13 protein-coding genes are annotated in these 14,339 nt (G+C 63.6%); 4 read left to right on the forward strand and 9 right to left on the reverse strand.

Annotated elements, in window-relative coordinates; all coding sequences use genetic code 11:
• Positions 1–45 precede the first annotated feature (45 nt).
• From NL528_RS40760 to cysG, 6 genes are all read right to left on the reverse strand, one after another.
• The gene (locus NL528_RS40760; protein WP_309179960.1) at positions 46–1,035 is read right to left on the reverse strand and encodes a sulfate ABC transporter substrate-binding protein; all 990 of its coding nucleotides are present in this window, start codon (positions 1,033–1,035) and stop codon (positions 46–48) included.
• 124 nt (positions 1,036–1,159) lie between these two features.
• Entirely contained in the window at positions 1,160–1,891 is a 732-nt protein-coding gene (locus tag NL528_RS40765) for a phosphoadenylyl-sulfate reductase (protein WP_309179961.1), read from the reverse strand.
• The gene (locus NL528_RS40770) at positions 1,888–2,403 is read right to left on the reverse strand and encodes a DUF934 domain-containing protein (protein WP_309179962.1); all 516 of its coding nucleotides are present in this window, start codon (positions 2,401–2,403) and stop codon (positions 1,888–1,890) included. Before NL528_RS40770 ends, NL528_RS40765 begins: the two co-directional genes overlap by 4 nt.
• Complete coding sequence (locus tag NL528_RS40775) at positions 2,390–4,045, reverse strand: nitrite/sulfite reductase (protein ID WP_309179963.1); 1,656 nt, start codon at positions 4,043–4,045, stop codon at positions 2,390–2,392. Before NL528_RS40775 ends, NL528_RS40770 begins: the two co-directional genes overlap by 14 nt.
• Positions 4,046–4,056: 11 nt before the next feature.
• Positions 4,057–4,374 carry a DUF2849 domain-containing protein gene (locus NL528_RS40780; RefSeq protein WP_309179964.1) on the reverse strand — a complete coding sequence of 106 codons (318 nt, stop codon included), beginning with the start codon at positions 4,372–4,374 and terminating at the stop codon, positions 4,057–4,059.
• Positions 4,371–5,807 carry a siroheme synthase CysG gene (gene cysG / locus NL528_RS40785; protein ID WP_309179965.1) on the reverse strand — a complete coding sequence of 479 codons (1,437 nt, stop codon included), beginning with the start codon at positions 5,805–5,807 and terminating at the stop codon, positions 4,371–4,373. The genes NL528_RS40780 and cysG overlap by 4 nt, the downstream gene beginning before the upstream one ends.
• Positions 5,808–6,061: 254 nt before the next feature.
• Between cysG and cysD the strand changes: the two genes are divergently transcribed.
• The 3 genes from cysD (at position 6,062) to NL528_RS40800 (ending at position 11,132) form a co-directional block, all read left to right on the forward strand.
• On the forward strand, positions 6,062–6,856 hold the full coding sequence (gene cysD, locus NL528_RS40790; RefSeq protein WP_309185213.1) for a sulfate adenylyltransferase subunit CysD: 795 nt from the start codon (positions 6,062–6,064) through the stop codon (positions 6,854–6,856).
• 25 nt (positions 6,857–6,881) lie between these two features.
• Complete coding sequence (cysC, locus tag NL528_RS40795) at positions 6,882–8,801, forward strand: adenylyl-sulfate kinase (protein WP_309179966.1); 1,920 nt, start codon at positions 6,882–6,884, stop codon at positions 8,799–8,801.
• Positions 8,802–8,969: 168 nt separating this feature from the next.
• Positions 8,970–11,132, forward strand: a complete 2,163-nt coding sequence (locus tag NL528_RS40800; protein WP_309179967.1) for a malate synthase G — start codon at positions 8,970–8,972, stop codon at positions 11,130–11,132.
• 143 nt (positions 11,133–11,275) lie between these two features.
• Here the strand turns inward: NL528_RS40800 and NL528_RS40805 are convergent, their stop codons facing one another.
• From NL528_RS40805 to NL528_RS40815, 3 genes are all read right to left on the reverse strand, one after another.
• A complete protein-coding gene (locus NL528_RS40805; RefSeq protein WP_143205163.1) occupies positions 11,276–11,431 on the reverse strand; it encodes a Thivi_2564 family membrane protein in 156 nt (51 codons plus the stop codon).
• Between the two features lie 174 nt (positions 11,432–11,605).
• The gene (locus NL528_RS40810; protein WP_309179968.1) at positions 11,606–12,253 is read right to left on the reverse strand and encodes a DUF2865 domain-containing protein; all 648 of its coding nucleotides are present in this window, start codon (positions 12,251–12,253) and stop codon (positions 11,606–11,608) included.
• Positions 12,254–12,262: 9 nt separating this feature from the next.
• Positions 12,263–12,937, reverse strand: coding sequence for a L,D-transpeptidase (locus NL528_RS40815; RefSeq protein WP_309179969.1), 675 nt, complete (start codon positions 12,935–12,937; stop codon positions 12,263–12,265).
• Between the two features lie 224 nt (positions 12,938–13,161).
• Between NL528_RS40815 and NL528_RS40820 the strand changes: the two genes are divergently transcribed.
• Positions 13,162–14,274 carry an AI-2E family transporter gene (locus NL528_RS40820; protein WP_309179970.1) on the forward strand — a complete coding sequence of 371 codons (1,113 nt, stop codon included), beginning with the start codon at positions 13,162–13,164 and terminating at the stop codon, positions 14,272–14,274.
• Positions 14,275–14,339 lie beyond the last annotated feature (65 nt).

Raw genomic sequence — 14,339 nt, forward strand, 5'->3', positions numbered from 1 at the left:
TGTGCTCACCATTTCCCCTGCTCGCGCGTCGGCTCGATCGACGGATCAGTTCTTGTAGATCTGATCGAAAATGCCGCCTTCGCCGAAGTGATCCTTCTGCGCCTTGGCCCAACCACCGAAAACGTCGTCGATGGTAAAAAGTTCGACCTTGGCAATCGATTTTTCGTATTCCTTGCCAATCTCCGGATCGCGCGGGCGATAGGAATTGCGCGCGGCAATTTCCTGACCTTGCTTGGTGTACCAATACCGCAGGTAAGCCTCGGCGACGGCGCGGGTGCCCTTCTTATCGGCAACCTTGTCGACCACCGCCAGCGGCGGTTCTGCAAGGATCGAAAGCGGCGGCGACACGATCTCGAATTTGTCCTTGCCGAATTCGCGCTGCGCCAGGAACGCCTCGTTCTCCCACGCCAGCAGCACGTCGCCGACGCCGCGCTCGACGAATGTCACCGTCGAGCCGCGCGCGCCGGTATCGAGCACCGGAACGTTCTTGTAGAGATCGCCGACGAATTGCCTCGCCTTGTCGGCGGAACCGAATTTCTTCAGCGCATAGCCCCAGGCGGCGAGATAGTTCCAGCGCGCGCCGCCGGAGGTTTTCGGGTTCGGCGTGATCACCTCGACACCGGGTTTGATCAAATCGTCCCAATCCTTGATGGCTTTGGGATTGCCCTTGCGCACCAGGAACACGATCGTCGAGGTGTAGGGCGAGGCGTTGAGCGGCAACCGTTTCTGCCAGTCGGCGGCGATGAGACCTTTTGCCGCAATGGCGTCGATGTCATAGGCCAGCGCCAGCGTGACGATATCCGCCGGCAGCCCGTCGATCACGGCGCGCGCCTGCGAACCGGAACCGCCATGCGACTGCTTGATCTCGACGCTCCTGCCGGTTTCCTTACTGTAGGCGGCGGCGAACGCCTTGTTGAAATCGACATAGAGCTCGCGCGTCGGATCGTAGGACACGTTGAGCAGCGTTACGTCAGCGGCGAGCGCCGAGCCGGCCCAGACCAGGCCCGCGACGATGGGCAGAATACGACGGAACATCCTTGGTCTCCATTCGGCCTGACGACAGACGTCATCGAAAGCGCGAAGGACATAACTCGCGACGAAGGCACCCTAAGTCAACGAAACCGCATTTCGTTGTTTGCGGCGTTGCAGCGTCGTTGTGCTACGAAGTCTTGGTCGTATGGATGCCGCATTCCGTCTTGGCTCGGCCGCGCCAACGGCCCGCGCGCTCATCTTCGCCAGGCGCGGTCCGGCTGCTGCAAGGCATACACCCAACCGAGAGATAACCGGATGCGACAAGTGGATGCTGCGGCAATTTTGCGAGCCGGTAGATCGCCTCGATTTCCTCCCGCGAAACATTCGCGAACGGATTGAACTTCAGCCGCGCGCCGTCGTCCTCGACGACGGGAATCTCGGCGCGGGCACCGCCCTGAAAGCGCTTCCGCCCGTTGATCCACGCCGAGAACGGTTTTAACGCACGTGCCAGCGGCTCCACCTTGCGGATCCGGCAGCAGGCATCGGGATCGGAGAACCACAATTCGCGGTCGGGATCCTCACGCGACAGCGTCTCTTCCAGAGGCTTGATCGAACGGACGTCGCGCAAGCCGAGCTTGGCGATCAGCGTGTCGCGATAGGCCAGCGTCTCCTCGAACAGCCAGCCGGTATCGAGGAATACCACGGGGATGGCTGGATCGACGTCCGCCATCACCTTGAGCAGCGCCGCCGATTCCGTGCCGAACGACGAGACCAGCGCGAGATGCTCGCGCCCGACCGTCTTCAGCGCCGTCTCAATGACTTCCGCAGGCGAGGCCGCGCGCAACGCACGGTCGAGCGTGTCGGCCGGCGGCAACTGGACGGTCCGTTCCGATAAAGCTTCTGCTGCGAATACACTCACCGGCCGGCGCTCTCCGAATGACGCGACTGCATCCGCCGATTGAGCGCGGTGACGCGGCCGTCGCCGGTCGGCTGGTAGAACACCGAATAGCGCTTCACGGTGGCGGCGAACGCTTCCGCGTCGCTTTCCTTCTTCACCTCAAACGCGTCGAAGCCGGCGCGCTGCATGAAAACGAACTGGTCGCGCAGCACCTGGCCGGTGGCGCGGAGTTCGCCGTCATAGCCGTGGCGCTCGCGCAGCAACCGCGCCTGGCTGTAGGCGCGGCCGTCGCGAAAACTCGGAAATACCAGCGCGACCACCGCCAGCCGATCCAGATAGGGCACGAGATCGTCGAGGTCGCGGTTGTTCGGCCAGATCACGCCGGTCGTGCCGGTGCGCCGCGACAACGCTTCGGGATCCTCGAGAAACCGCGCCGCCGAAATCAGGATCGCGCCATCGCCCGGCAGCTCGGCCCCGTCGGGCACGTGGAGGAAAGCGTCGGTGGTTATTCTTCCCTGCTTAACGAGTGGCATAGACCCGCTCCCTGAATGGTTCGACGCCGAGCCGCTTCACCGTGTCGACGAAGAGTTCTTCCGCACGGTCGCGCAGCGCCAGATAGGCTTCGACAATATCTTCGATCACGTCGGCGACCTCGGCATAGGGCACCGCGGGCCCGATCAAGGTGCCCATCTCCGCGTTTTCGTCGGCACGGCCGCCGATCGTGATCTGGTAAAATTCCTCGCCGTTCTTCTCGACGCCGAGAATGCCGATGTGGCCGACATGGTGATGGCCGCAGGCATTGATGCAGCCGGAGATGTTGATGTGCAGCCGGCCGATCAGGTTGGCGGTGTCGTGATTGGAAAAACGGCGGGTCAGTTCCTGTGCGATCGGGATCGAGCGCGCATTGGCCAGCGAGCAATAGTCCAGGCCCGGACAGGCGATGATATCGGTGACCAGATTGACGTTCGGCGTCGCGACGCCGATCTTGTCGAGCGCTTTCCAGAGCACCGGCAGATCGCGCTTGGCGACATGGGGCAGTGCCAGGTTCTGCTCGTGACCGACGCGGATTTCGCCAAACGAGTATCTGTCGGCGAGATCGGCGATCGCGTCCATCTGGTCGGCGGTGGCATCGCCGGGCGGGCCGCCCACCGGCTTCAGCGACAGCGTCACGATCGAATAGCCCTGCACCTTGTGCGGAAACACCGAATTCTTGCGCCAGCGTTCGAACAGCGGATCGTGCGCCGCCTGCTTCAGCTCGTCCGGCATATGCGGCAGCTTCTCATAGGCGGGATAGGAGAAGCGCGAGCGGATTTCCTCGATGTCGGCGTGATCCAGCGTCAGCGCGCTGTCGCGCAGCTGCTGCCACTCTTCCTCGACCTCCTTGGCGAACTTCTCGATGCCGAGCTCGTGCACCAGGATCTTGATGCGCGCCTTGTAGATATTGTCGCGGCGGCCGTACTGGTTGTAGACTCGCAGGATCGCCTCGACATAGCTCAGGAGATCGCGGCCGTGAACGAACGGCTTGATGGTCTTGCCGATAAAGGGCGTGCGGCCGAGCCCGCCGCCGACCAGCACTTCAAAGCCGGTCTCGCCGTCGGCATTCTTGATCAGACGCAGGCCGATATCGTGGATCTTGATCGCCGCGCGATCGTGTTCGGAGGCGGTGATCGCGAATTTGAACTTGCGCGGCAGGAACGAAAACTCCGGATGCAGCGTGGTGTATTGCCGCAAAAGCTCCGACCAGATGCGGGGATCCTCGATCTCGCCGGGCGCCACGCCGGCCCACTGGTCCGAGGTGACATTGCGGGTGTTGTTGCCCGAGGTCTGCATCGCGTGGATGCCGACTTCGGCCAGATCGGACAGCGCGTCCGGCAATTCGGCGAGCTTGATCCAGTTGTACTGGATGTTCTGCCGGGTCGTGAAATGGCCGTAGCCGCGGTCGTAGCGGCGCGCGACATGAGCCAGCCGCCGCAACTGCTTCGATGACAGCGTGCCGTAGGGAATCGCGACGCGGAACATATAGGCGTGCAGTTGCAGATAGACGCCGTTCTGCAGCCGCAGCATCTTGAATTCGTCTTCGGTCAGTTCGCCCGAGAGGCGCCGCTTCACCTGATCGCGGAATTCGGAGACCCGCTCATTGATGAGGGTGCGGTCGAGTTCGTCATATGCGTACATGATGGAGTGCCTTACGCCGGAACCGGAAGATCGATGGTGAGGCCTTCCGACCGGATTTGTTCGCGGAGATTGCCGGGCTCGATCTTGCCGGTGTCGTTGACCTCGACCGGCGCGATATAGGCGCCGATCGCGCCGACGTCATCGGCGACGGATTCGGAGAGCAACTCACGCGCTTCGTCGGCGGTGCGGACGATCGCGGCATCCGACAAGTCGGTCGACCAGCCCTTGGCAGCGGTGCGATAGATCACAGCGCCATCCCAGGTACGATTGGCGGTTACCATCGAGGGCTTGGTTATTCTGATTTTCTTTTGTTCGAGCGGAGAAGTCATTCGGCAGCATCCACCAGTTTGGAGATCATTTGGCTTGGGTTGAACTGACGCCATGGTGCGGAATGCGCGACCACGTCGCCGATAATGAGAATGGCAGGGCCGCCATCGATCTTTTTGACCAGGTCAGGCAGTTGCTCCAGCGTACCGACAGCGGCCTGCGCATCCGGCCGCGTCACCCGGCCGAATACGCCGACGGGCGTCTGCGGCGATCGTCCTGCGGCCAACAGGCCGGCGCGGACCGATGGCGTCGCGGTCATGCCCATGTAGACGACGACCGTCATCCTGGTGTCCGTCAGCGCCGACCAGTCGACGGTTTCGGCATCCCTCGCCTTGTGCGCGGTGAGGAAGGTGATACGCAGCGCCTCGTGCCGATAGGTCAACGGCGCTTCGAATTGCGCGGCGGCGCCGAGGCCGGCGGTAATGCCCGGCACCACCGAATAGGCGACGCCGGCCTTGCGCAGCGCTTCGATTTCCTCGCCGCCGCGGCCGAAGATGAAGGGGTCACCGCCCTTGAGCCGCACCGCGCGCTGCCCTGACCGGGCAGCGTCGATCAGCAATTTGTTGACCGCATCCAGGCCGATGCCGGGCTTGCCGACGCGGCGGCCGACCGCGACGCGCGCAGCATCGCGGCGCGCGCGATCGAGAATTTCGGATGAGACCAGCTCGTCGTAAAAGACAATGTCGGCGTCCTGCAGCGCACGCAACGCCTTGATGGTGAGAAGATCCGGGTCGCCCGGCCCGGCTCCGACCAGCGTGACCCTGCCCTCGACCTTGCCTTGCGCCTGCGCGCCAGCAAAAGCGGAAGGATCGGCAATCTCCTGCAGCGCAGTTGCAGCCTCGGCCTTGCGCCCGTCCAGCACCAGCGCGCCGATCGGACCATCGATCACGCGCTCCCAAAACCGGCGGCGCAGCGCAAATTCGGGAATGCGCGCGCTGATCGATTTGCGGAAGTCGCCGATCAAGCTGGCGAGATCGCCAATTCTCGCCGGCAGCATCGCCTCGATGCGTTCGCGCACGCGGCGTGCAACCACGGGCGACGCGCCACCGGTACCGACGGCCACGATGACGTCGCCGCGATCGACGATGGCGGGAAAAATGAAAGTGGAATGGACAAGATCGTCCATCACGTTGACGGGAAGCCCGACGGCTTTCGCGCGCACCGACATCGCAACGCCGATGTCGCCGGCGCCCGCACAGAGGATCGCGATCACGCCTGAGAGGTCGGCAGCCAAGGGATCGCCGTGAGCCAGTTCGATCCGTGCCACATCGGCGTCATCGAGGCCGCTTACATCATGATGACCGTCGGTCGCAAACCAGCGAACCCGAGCGCCGGCGGCCGTCAGCAACCGCAACTTTGCGCGCGCGAGGTCGCCGGCTCCGACGAGCAGCACCTTGCCGCTTTGCAGATCGAGAAACACGGGCAGGAATCGCATGCGACACTCGCTTCCCCAACTTCCGGGGTTGACTGGAATTATTTTCTATATATGTCTCATTCAACGGCCGCAAAGAGAAAATTATTTCTTCTCTATTGCGGTGCAACTATAGAATTTCCGACCCCAAAGGCCAAGGCCCAGAGATGCATCTTCTCAACAACGATTCCGCCAAAGACCGCTTGCGTAGCGTGGACCTGAAAAACGGATCCGCTGCCGCGCAAATTTTGCACGAAGGACGTCTGCTGCCGCCCTCGATGGACCACCTCGACGAACTCGAAGCGCAAAGCATCTACATCCTGCGCGAAGCGTTCGCGCGGCTGAAGAAGCTGGCGCTGCTGTGGTCGCTCGGCAAGGATTCCAACGTGATGATCTGGCTGGCGCGCAAGGCCTTCTTCGGCCGCGTGCCATTCCCGGCGTTGCACGTCGATACCGGCAAGAAATTTGCCGAGATGTATGCGTTCCGCGATCGTTTCGGCAAGGAGTGGGAGCTTGATCTCAAGGTCGAGCCCTGCCCGCCGATCGACGCCGTCGATCCGACCTTGCCGCCGGCCGCGCGATCCGCCGCGCGCAAGACCGAAGGTCTGAAGCTCGCGCTCACCAAATATGGCTTTGACGGATTGATCGCCGGCATTCGCCGCGATGAAGAAGCCACCCGCGCCAAAGAGCGCGTGTTCTCGCCGCGCGGCCTCGAAGGCGGATGGGACGTGCGCGATCAGCCGCCGGAATTCTGGGACCATTTCAACGCCTCGCCGCCTACAGGCGCGCATCTGCGCATTCACCCGATCCTGCATTGGACCGAGGCCGACATCTGGGCCTACACCAAGCGCGAGAACATTCCGATCATCCCGCTTTATTTGTCGCAAAACGGCAAGCGCTACCGCTCGCTCGGCGATCAGGACATCACCAATCCGGTGACGTCGATGGCTTCCAACATCGATGAGATCCTGACCGAGCTCGACGGCACCAAGGTGCCGGAGCGTGCCGGCCGCGCGCTCGATCATGAAACCGAAGACGCGTTCGAGCGGCTGCGTGTTGCCGGCTATCTCTGACCCAAATTTTGCTGTGAGCGCTGCGATGAACATGATCCTCCCTAAATCGACGACCTCGGCGACGCCCAACGGCACCACCCGCCCGCAGGTTCGAATCGTCATCGTCGGCCATGTCGATCATGGCAAATCCACCCTGGTTGGACGCCTGCTGCACGAGACCGGCAGCCTGCCCGACGGCAAGCTGGAGATGCTCAAAGCCGTCAGCGCCCGGCGCGGCATGCCGTTCGAATGGTCGTTTCTTCTCGATGCGCTGCAGACCGAGCGCGACCAGGGCATCACCATCGACACCACGCAGATCCGCTTCCGCACCCGCTCGCGCGACGTAGTGCTGATCGACGCGCCCGGCCACGCCGAATTCCTGCGCAACATGATCACCGGCGCTTCGCAGGCCGACGGCGCGGTCCTGATCATCGACGCGCTGGAAGGCGTGCGCGACCAGACAAGGCGTCACGGCTATCTGCTGCATTTGCTCGGCATCAAGCAGGTCGCCGTCGTCGTCAACAAGATGGACCGCGTCGATTTCAGCGCCGATCGCTTCAAGGAGATCAGCGACGAAATTTCCGCGCATCTGATCGGCCTCGGCGTCACGCCTTCGGCCGTGATTCCGATTTCCGCGCGCGACGGCGACGGCGTCGCCGAACACACGCCGCGGATCGGCTGGTACAAGGGGCCTACCGTGGTTGAGGCGCTCGACGCGCTCGAACCGGCGCGCCCGCTGGAGCAACTGGCGCTGCGGCTGCCGGTGCAGGCAATCTACAAATTCGACGATCGCCGCATCGTCGCCGGCCGCATCGAGTCGGGCAGTCTGAGCGCCGGCGATGAGATCGTCATCATGCCCGCGGGCAAGATCGCGAAGATCAAGACGGTCGAGAGCTGGCCGGTGACGCCGGTCAATGGCCCGCAAGGCGCCGGCCGCTCGGTCGGCATCACGCTCGACCGCGAATTGTTTCTCGAACGCGGCGACGTGATCGGTCATCCCGGGCACAGCCCGCGCGACACGCGGCGGATTCGCGCAAGGATTTTCTGGCTGCACGACAAGGCGCTTTCGAAGGGCGACGCGATCCTGATCCGGCTCGGCACCCGGGAAGCCCGCGCCACCGTGGTCGCGATCGAGAAGGCGGTCGATCCCGGCGAACTCTCCAACGAGGAGACCAAGTCGATCGCGCGCAATCACGTCGGCGAAATCGACTTTTCGCTGGCGCAGCCGATCGCGGCCGATCCCTATTCCGAGAATCCACGCACCGGACGGCTGGTGATCGAAGTCAACGGCCGCATTGCCGGCGGCGGTCTCGTGCTGTCGGTCGACGCCGGACAGCGTGCGGTCCCGATCGACATCGTGCCGGTGGAATCCGCGCTGCGTTCCGACGAACGCTCGGCGCGCTATCGCCACAACGGCGCGGTGGTCTGGCTGACCGGTTTGCCGGGCTCCGGAAAATCGACGCTGGCCCGCGCGCTGGAACGGCGGCTGTTCGGCCGGGGCGGCTCGCCGATTCTGCTCGACGGCGATACCTTGCGCGCCGGCCTCAATGGCGACCTCGGCTTTTCCGCGCAGGACCGCACCGAAAACATCCGGCGCTTGGCCGAAGTCGCGACCCATCTCGCGCGCAACGGGCATATCGCCATCGTCGCCGCGGTCTCGCCATCGGCCGAGGATCGCGCCGCGGCGCGTCGCATTGCCGATACGTCGTTCCGCGAAATCTATGTCGCGACCCCGGCGGAAGTCTGCGAGAGCCGTGATCCCAAGGGCCATTACGCCAAGGCTCGCGCGGGCGCGTTGCCGGCCTTCACCGGTATCGGCAAGGATTACCAGCCGCCCACCGAATGCGAGTTGACGATCGATACCTCCTCCCGCGCGGTTGCGGACGCGACCGACGAGATCGAGCGGATGCTGGCGCAGAGCGGCATTCTGTTCGACGAACTCGTGGACCTCGCCGCCAATATCTGAGGCGTCAGCCCGCCCCTTTTGACGGGCAAATCAGCCCCGCCCGGGGCTTCTCATGACCGTGGCTTTAGGGCTAAAAGGGCCGTCAACGCGGCCCCTTTTGGCGCGTTTTTTGCTGCTTTTCTTCTGAAAACAGCCTCTAACCGCCCGTTTCTTTTGAGAAAGCCCATCATGAATCGTGTCGATGCCAACGGATTGAAGATAGCCCCTGTCCTGTTCGATTTCATCGCCAAGGAGGCGACGCCCAAGACCGGGATTTCGCCCGACGCATTCTGGGCAGGACTTTCCGCCATCATCCAGAAGCTCGGGCCGAAAAACAGGAAATTGCTGGCCGTCCGCGACGCCCTGCAGGCCAAGATCGACGGCTGGCATCGCGCCAACAAGGGCAAGCCGTTCGACATGAACGCCTACACGGCGTTCCTCAAGGAAATCGGCTACCTGCTGCCGGAGCCCGCGACGCACAAGGTCGAAACCGCAAATGTCGATGAAGAGATCGGCAAGATCTGCGGCCCGCAGCTCGTCGTCCCCTTGACCAACGCACGCTATGCGCTGAACGCGGCGAATGCGCGCTGGGGCAGCCTGTACGACGCCTTCTACGGCACCGACGCGATCCCGCACGATCCGAGCGAGAGCGGCAAAGGCTACAACAAGGCGCGCGGCGACAAGGTGATCGCCAAGGCCAAGGCGTTCCTCGACGCGGCCGTCCCCCTGGCGACCGGAAGCCACACCGACGTGACCTCCTACAGCGTCATCGCCGGCCAGCTCGCGGTCAAGCTGAAGAGCGGCAACGCCACGGCGCTGAAGTCGAGCGAGCAGTTCGCCGGCTACCAGGGCGACGCGGCGGCGCCGACCTCGATCCTGCTGGTCAACAATGGCATGCATATCGAGGTCAAAATCGATCGCAGCAATATTATCGGCAAGGACGATCCGGCCGGCGTCGCCGACATGATCCTGGAATCGGCGGTCTCCACCATCCTCGATATGGAAGACAGCGTCGCCGCGGTCGACGCCGAAGACAAGGTACTGGTCTATCGCAACACGCTCGGCCTGATGGACGGCTCGCTGTCCGCCGATTTCGAGAAGGGCGGCAAGACGCTCAAGCGCGCGCTCAATTCCGACCGCGTCTACAAGACGCCGGATGGCAAGCAGCTCACGCTGCACGGGCGCAGCCTTTTGTTGATGCGCAATGTCGGCCATCACATGTTCACCGACGCCGTGCTGGACGCAAAGGGCGAGGAAATTCCGGAAGGCCTGCTGGACGCTGCGGTCGCGGGCCTGCTCGCGATCCACGATCTCAAGGGCTCTTCGAAGACCAAGAACAGCCGCACCGGTTCGGTCTACATCGTCAAGCCGAAGATGCACGGGCCCGACGAGGTGGCACTGACTTGCGAATTATTCGGCGAAGTCGAGAAGATGCTGTCTTTGCCGGAAAACACCATGAAGGTCGGCATCATGGACGAGGAGCGCCGCACCACGGTCAACCTCAAGGCCTGCATCCAGAATGCCTCCAAGCGCATCTGCTTCATCAACACCGGCTTCCTCGACCGCACCGGCGACGAAATCCATACCTCGATGGAAGCCGGTCCCATGATCCGCAAGAACGACATGAAGGCGCAGCCCTGGATCAAGGCCTATGAAGACTGGAACGTCGATAACGGTCTGATCGACGGCCTGCCCGGCCATGCCCAGATCGGCAAGGGCATGTGGGCCGCGCCCGACAAGATGGCGGACATGCTGACGCAAAAGCTCGGCCATCCCCAGGCCGGCGCCACCACCGCCTGGGTGCCGTCGCCGACGGCTGCGACCCTGCACGCGCTGCATTATCACCAGGTCAACGTGATCGCGCGCCAGCAGCAGCTCGACAAGGGCGGCCCGCGCGCAAAGCTGTCCGACATCCTCACCATTCCGGTGTCACAGTCGAACTGGGCGCCCGACGATGTGAAGCAGGAGATCGACAACAACTGCCAGGGCATTTTGGGCTACGTCGTGCGCTGGATCGACCAGGGCGTCGGCTGCTCCAAGGTGCCCGACATCCACGACGTCGGCCTGATGGAAGACCGCGCGACCTTGCGCATCTCGAGCCAGCATCTGGCGAACTGGCTGCATCAGGGCGTCATCACCAAGGATCAGGTGATGGAGTCGCTGAAGCGCATGGCGGTCGTGGTCGACGGCCAGAACAGGGGCGATCCGCTGTACAAGCCGATGGCGCCCGGTTTCGACGGCGTGGCCTTCAAGGCCGCCTGCGACCTCGTCTTCAAGGGCCGCGAGCAGCCGAACGGTTACACCGAATACATTCTCACCGCGCGTCGCCGCGAGGCGAAGGCGGCGGGTTAAACGATCGCTGAAGTAGTCGTCATTCCGGGATGGTCCGCAGGACCAGACCTCAGGTGCGCAATTGCGCACCGGGGAATCTCGAGATTCTCAGGTGCGCAATTGCGCACCTAGTTCGATGCTTCGCATCGCCCCGGAATGACAACTCAAAACACCGCGATATATTTCAACAGCGAGATCACGCCGAGCACGATTACGACGACACGGGCGATCTGCTTGGCGCGGCCGTCGAGCGGAAGCATGTTGATGAGATAGAGAATGAGAATAACGACCAGAAACGTAACGAGTGCGCTGACGAGCATGCGGGCCCCCTGAATGCACAGTGAAAGTCGCGGTGTTTTGCTAACGTGTGGGAGCGCGTCGGGTTCCAGGGATGGAACTTATGCGGGTGCGGTCTCTCAATAGGTTTAACCCCTCACCCGGCGCTACGCTCGACCTCTCCCAATGGGAGAGGTGAGGAGCAGGCAATTTTCTCTCTATTCCGCCGCCACCACCGGCACCCGGCTGTATTTCGCCCTCACCCGTTCCGGGACCGGTGAAAAATTCAGCGCGGCGCCGCGGCGGTCGGCGCTGCGGCCGGCGACCAGGAGGCCGTTTTCGCCCGCGACGATGTCGCCCTTGCGCAGCGTCGGGTCGTCCTCGATCTTGACCGGCGCCAGTCCGAACTGGTCGCGGCCGTTGCAGGTACAGCCGGCCACGATCTCGGTGCGGTAGCGGAACGCATTCGGCAGTTCCGAATAGGGCGTTCCGTCTTCGCCGGCGGCGTTATCGATGCTGCTGCCGTAGACCAGTTTGGTTTCGCTTGCCGGGCAGAAGCTGTTGCAGGACGCCGCGCGGCTCGCATTGTCGGGCGCGGTCACCGGGAAATAGCGGCCGTCGCAGGTTCGCACGCAATAGACCAGACCCCCGCCGCCGTAGCGCGGGCGCTCCATCGGCGCGGTGACAGGCCCGCCGCCGTCGGAGAACGGCAACGAGATGTACGGCGATGGCGCATGCCGCCGGCCGCCGAACGCGCCGAACAGCGCCGATAGGAAATCCTCGGCATGCGCGGCCGGCGCCAGCGCGGAGACCACCGTCAACGCCGCCGCACCCCAAACCAATCGCCTGGCTGATCGGCCAATCATGATCCCGCCTCAGTATCCTCTTGCGACAACAGGCGCGCGCTTCGGCAGCACCACGACCTTGGTGCCGACATCGACCCGGCTGAACAGATCGGTGACGTCCTCATTGGTCAGGCGAATGCAGCCGGAGGAGACGAATTTGCCGATGGTCGAGGGATCGTTGGTGCCGTGGATCCGGTACTGGCTGGTGCCGAGATACATCGCGCGCGCGCCGAGCGGATTGCCGGGCCCACCGGCCATGAAGCGCGGCAGATAGGGCTGGCGCGCGATCATCTCCGCCGGCGGATGCCAATCCGGCCACTCGGCCTTGCGGCTGATGGTCTGCACGCCGGACCAGGTAAAGCCCTCGCGGCCAACGCCGACGCCGTAACGGATCGCGCGGCCCTGACCAAGCACGTAATAGAGCGCGGTGTTGCCGGTATCGATGATGACGGTGCCGGGCGCCTCCGTCGTACGGAAGGCAATGATTGTGCGCCGCAGCCGCTCGGGCACCACGCCCTCGTCGGCCGGCGCGGGCGCGGTCATCGCCTCATCCGTCGAGGCATACCCGACAAGCGTTCGGCCGAGCAGTTGCGCGCTGGCCGGGCCCGGAAAAACGGCCGACGCCAGCATGACGGCGCTGGCGAAGACGAGCGCGCTGGTCACGCGCGATGATGATCGGCGAATGGCGGCGAAAGACTGTGTCATGTGCTGCCCCGTTGGATGTGCATCCCCCAGGATGCTCTGCACAACAAACGCGGTCATGCCCTCGCAGTTCCGTTCGGCTCGGCTCGAACGGTGCGCTGTCAAGCGCGCTACCCTCACGATCGCGCGATGGAACCTTTGCCGCCGCGCGCCGTTGGTCGCCTGAGTTCGGTTCGCGCCGTCGCGGCTGTTGCTTCATTGCCGCCTTGGCGCGGGGGAGAACTTTTGTGCGCGTCCTTCCCAGTGAACGTCTGCTTTCCAACGCGCCGCAAGGCACACCCGTGCCCGACAGCAAGGACGAACAGCCGCCGGTGATCCGCCGCGCGGAGGTCGTGGCCTTCGCGCTGGTCGCGCTGCTGATCATCTCTGTCATCGCCGTGCTCTACGTCGCCAAGGCGTTCTTTCTCCCCATCGTGATGGCCTTCATCGTCGGCACCATGCTGTCGCCGGCGGCGAGCCTGCTGGAGCGCTACCGGATTCCGCGCGCGGTCGGAGCGGTGCTGCTCGTGACCGCTGCCGGCGCCGGCGTCGCCTTCATGGTCGGCCTGATCTCCTCGCCGCTGATGGAGTGGAGCTCGCGGCTGCCGGAACTGGGCGCGATCCTGAAGGACAAGCTGCACGTGTTCGACCGGCCACTGGCGCTCTGGCAGGAGCTGCAGAGCATGGTCGGCGGCCCCGATACGCTGGCCTCGTTCCAGATGCCGAAATTCGACTGGGTGCAGCCGACGCTGGAATTCCTGTCGCCAACCTTCGCCGAATTCCTGCTGTTCATCGCCACCCTGATCCTGTTCATCGCAAGCTGGAAAGATTCGCGCCGCGCCTTGATCATGAACTTCGGCGGCCGCACCGCGCGGCTTAGAACCCTGCGGATCATCAACGAGATCGAAGAGCATCTCGGCAATTACCTGCTGATGGTGACTACCATCAATGTCGGCGTCGGCATTGCCACCGGGATTATTTGCGCCCTGACCGGGATGCCCAATCCGGCCGGGCTCGGCGCGCTGGCCGCGACCTTGAACTTCATTCCCATTATCGGCCCGGTGGCGATGTTCGTGGTGCTGATGGGAGTCGGCATCGTCGCCTTCCCGACCATCGGCGCCGGGCTGATCGCGCCAATTGCGTTCGCCGTGCTGACCTTCCTGGAAGGCCATTTCATCACGCCGACGATCGTCGGCCGAAGGCTTTCGCTCAATGCGCTCGCCGTGTTCATGGCACTGGCGTTCTGGACCTGGCTGTGGGGCCCGATGGGCGCCTTCCTGTCGTCGCCGCTGCTGATCGTGGCGCTGATCATCAAGGAACATCTGCTTCCGGTCGATTCGCCGCAGCTTCCCGAGGACTAGCCTGGCTTCGCATCGGGAACTTCCCATCCGGCGAAACGTTTTCCCATGGATCAATTCAGTATCCC

Origin of the sequence: Bradyrhizobium sp. Ash2021 (assembly GCF_031202265.1) — a bacterium.
Classification (GTDB): Bacteria; Pseudomonadota; Alphaproteobacteria; order Rhizobiales; family Xanthobacteraceae; genus Bradyrhizobium.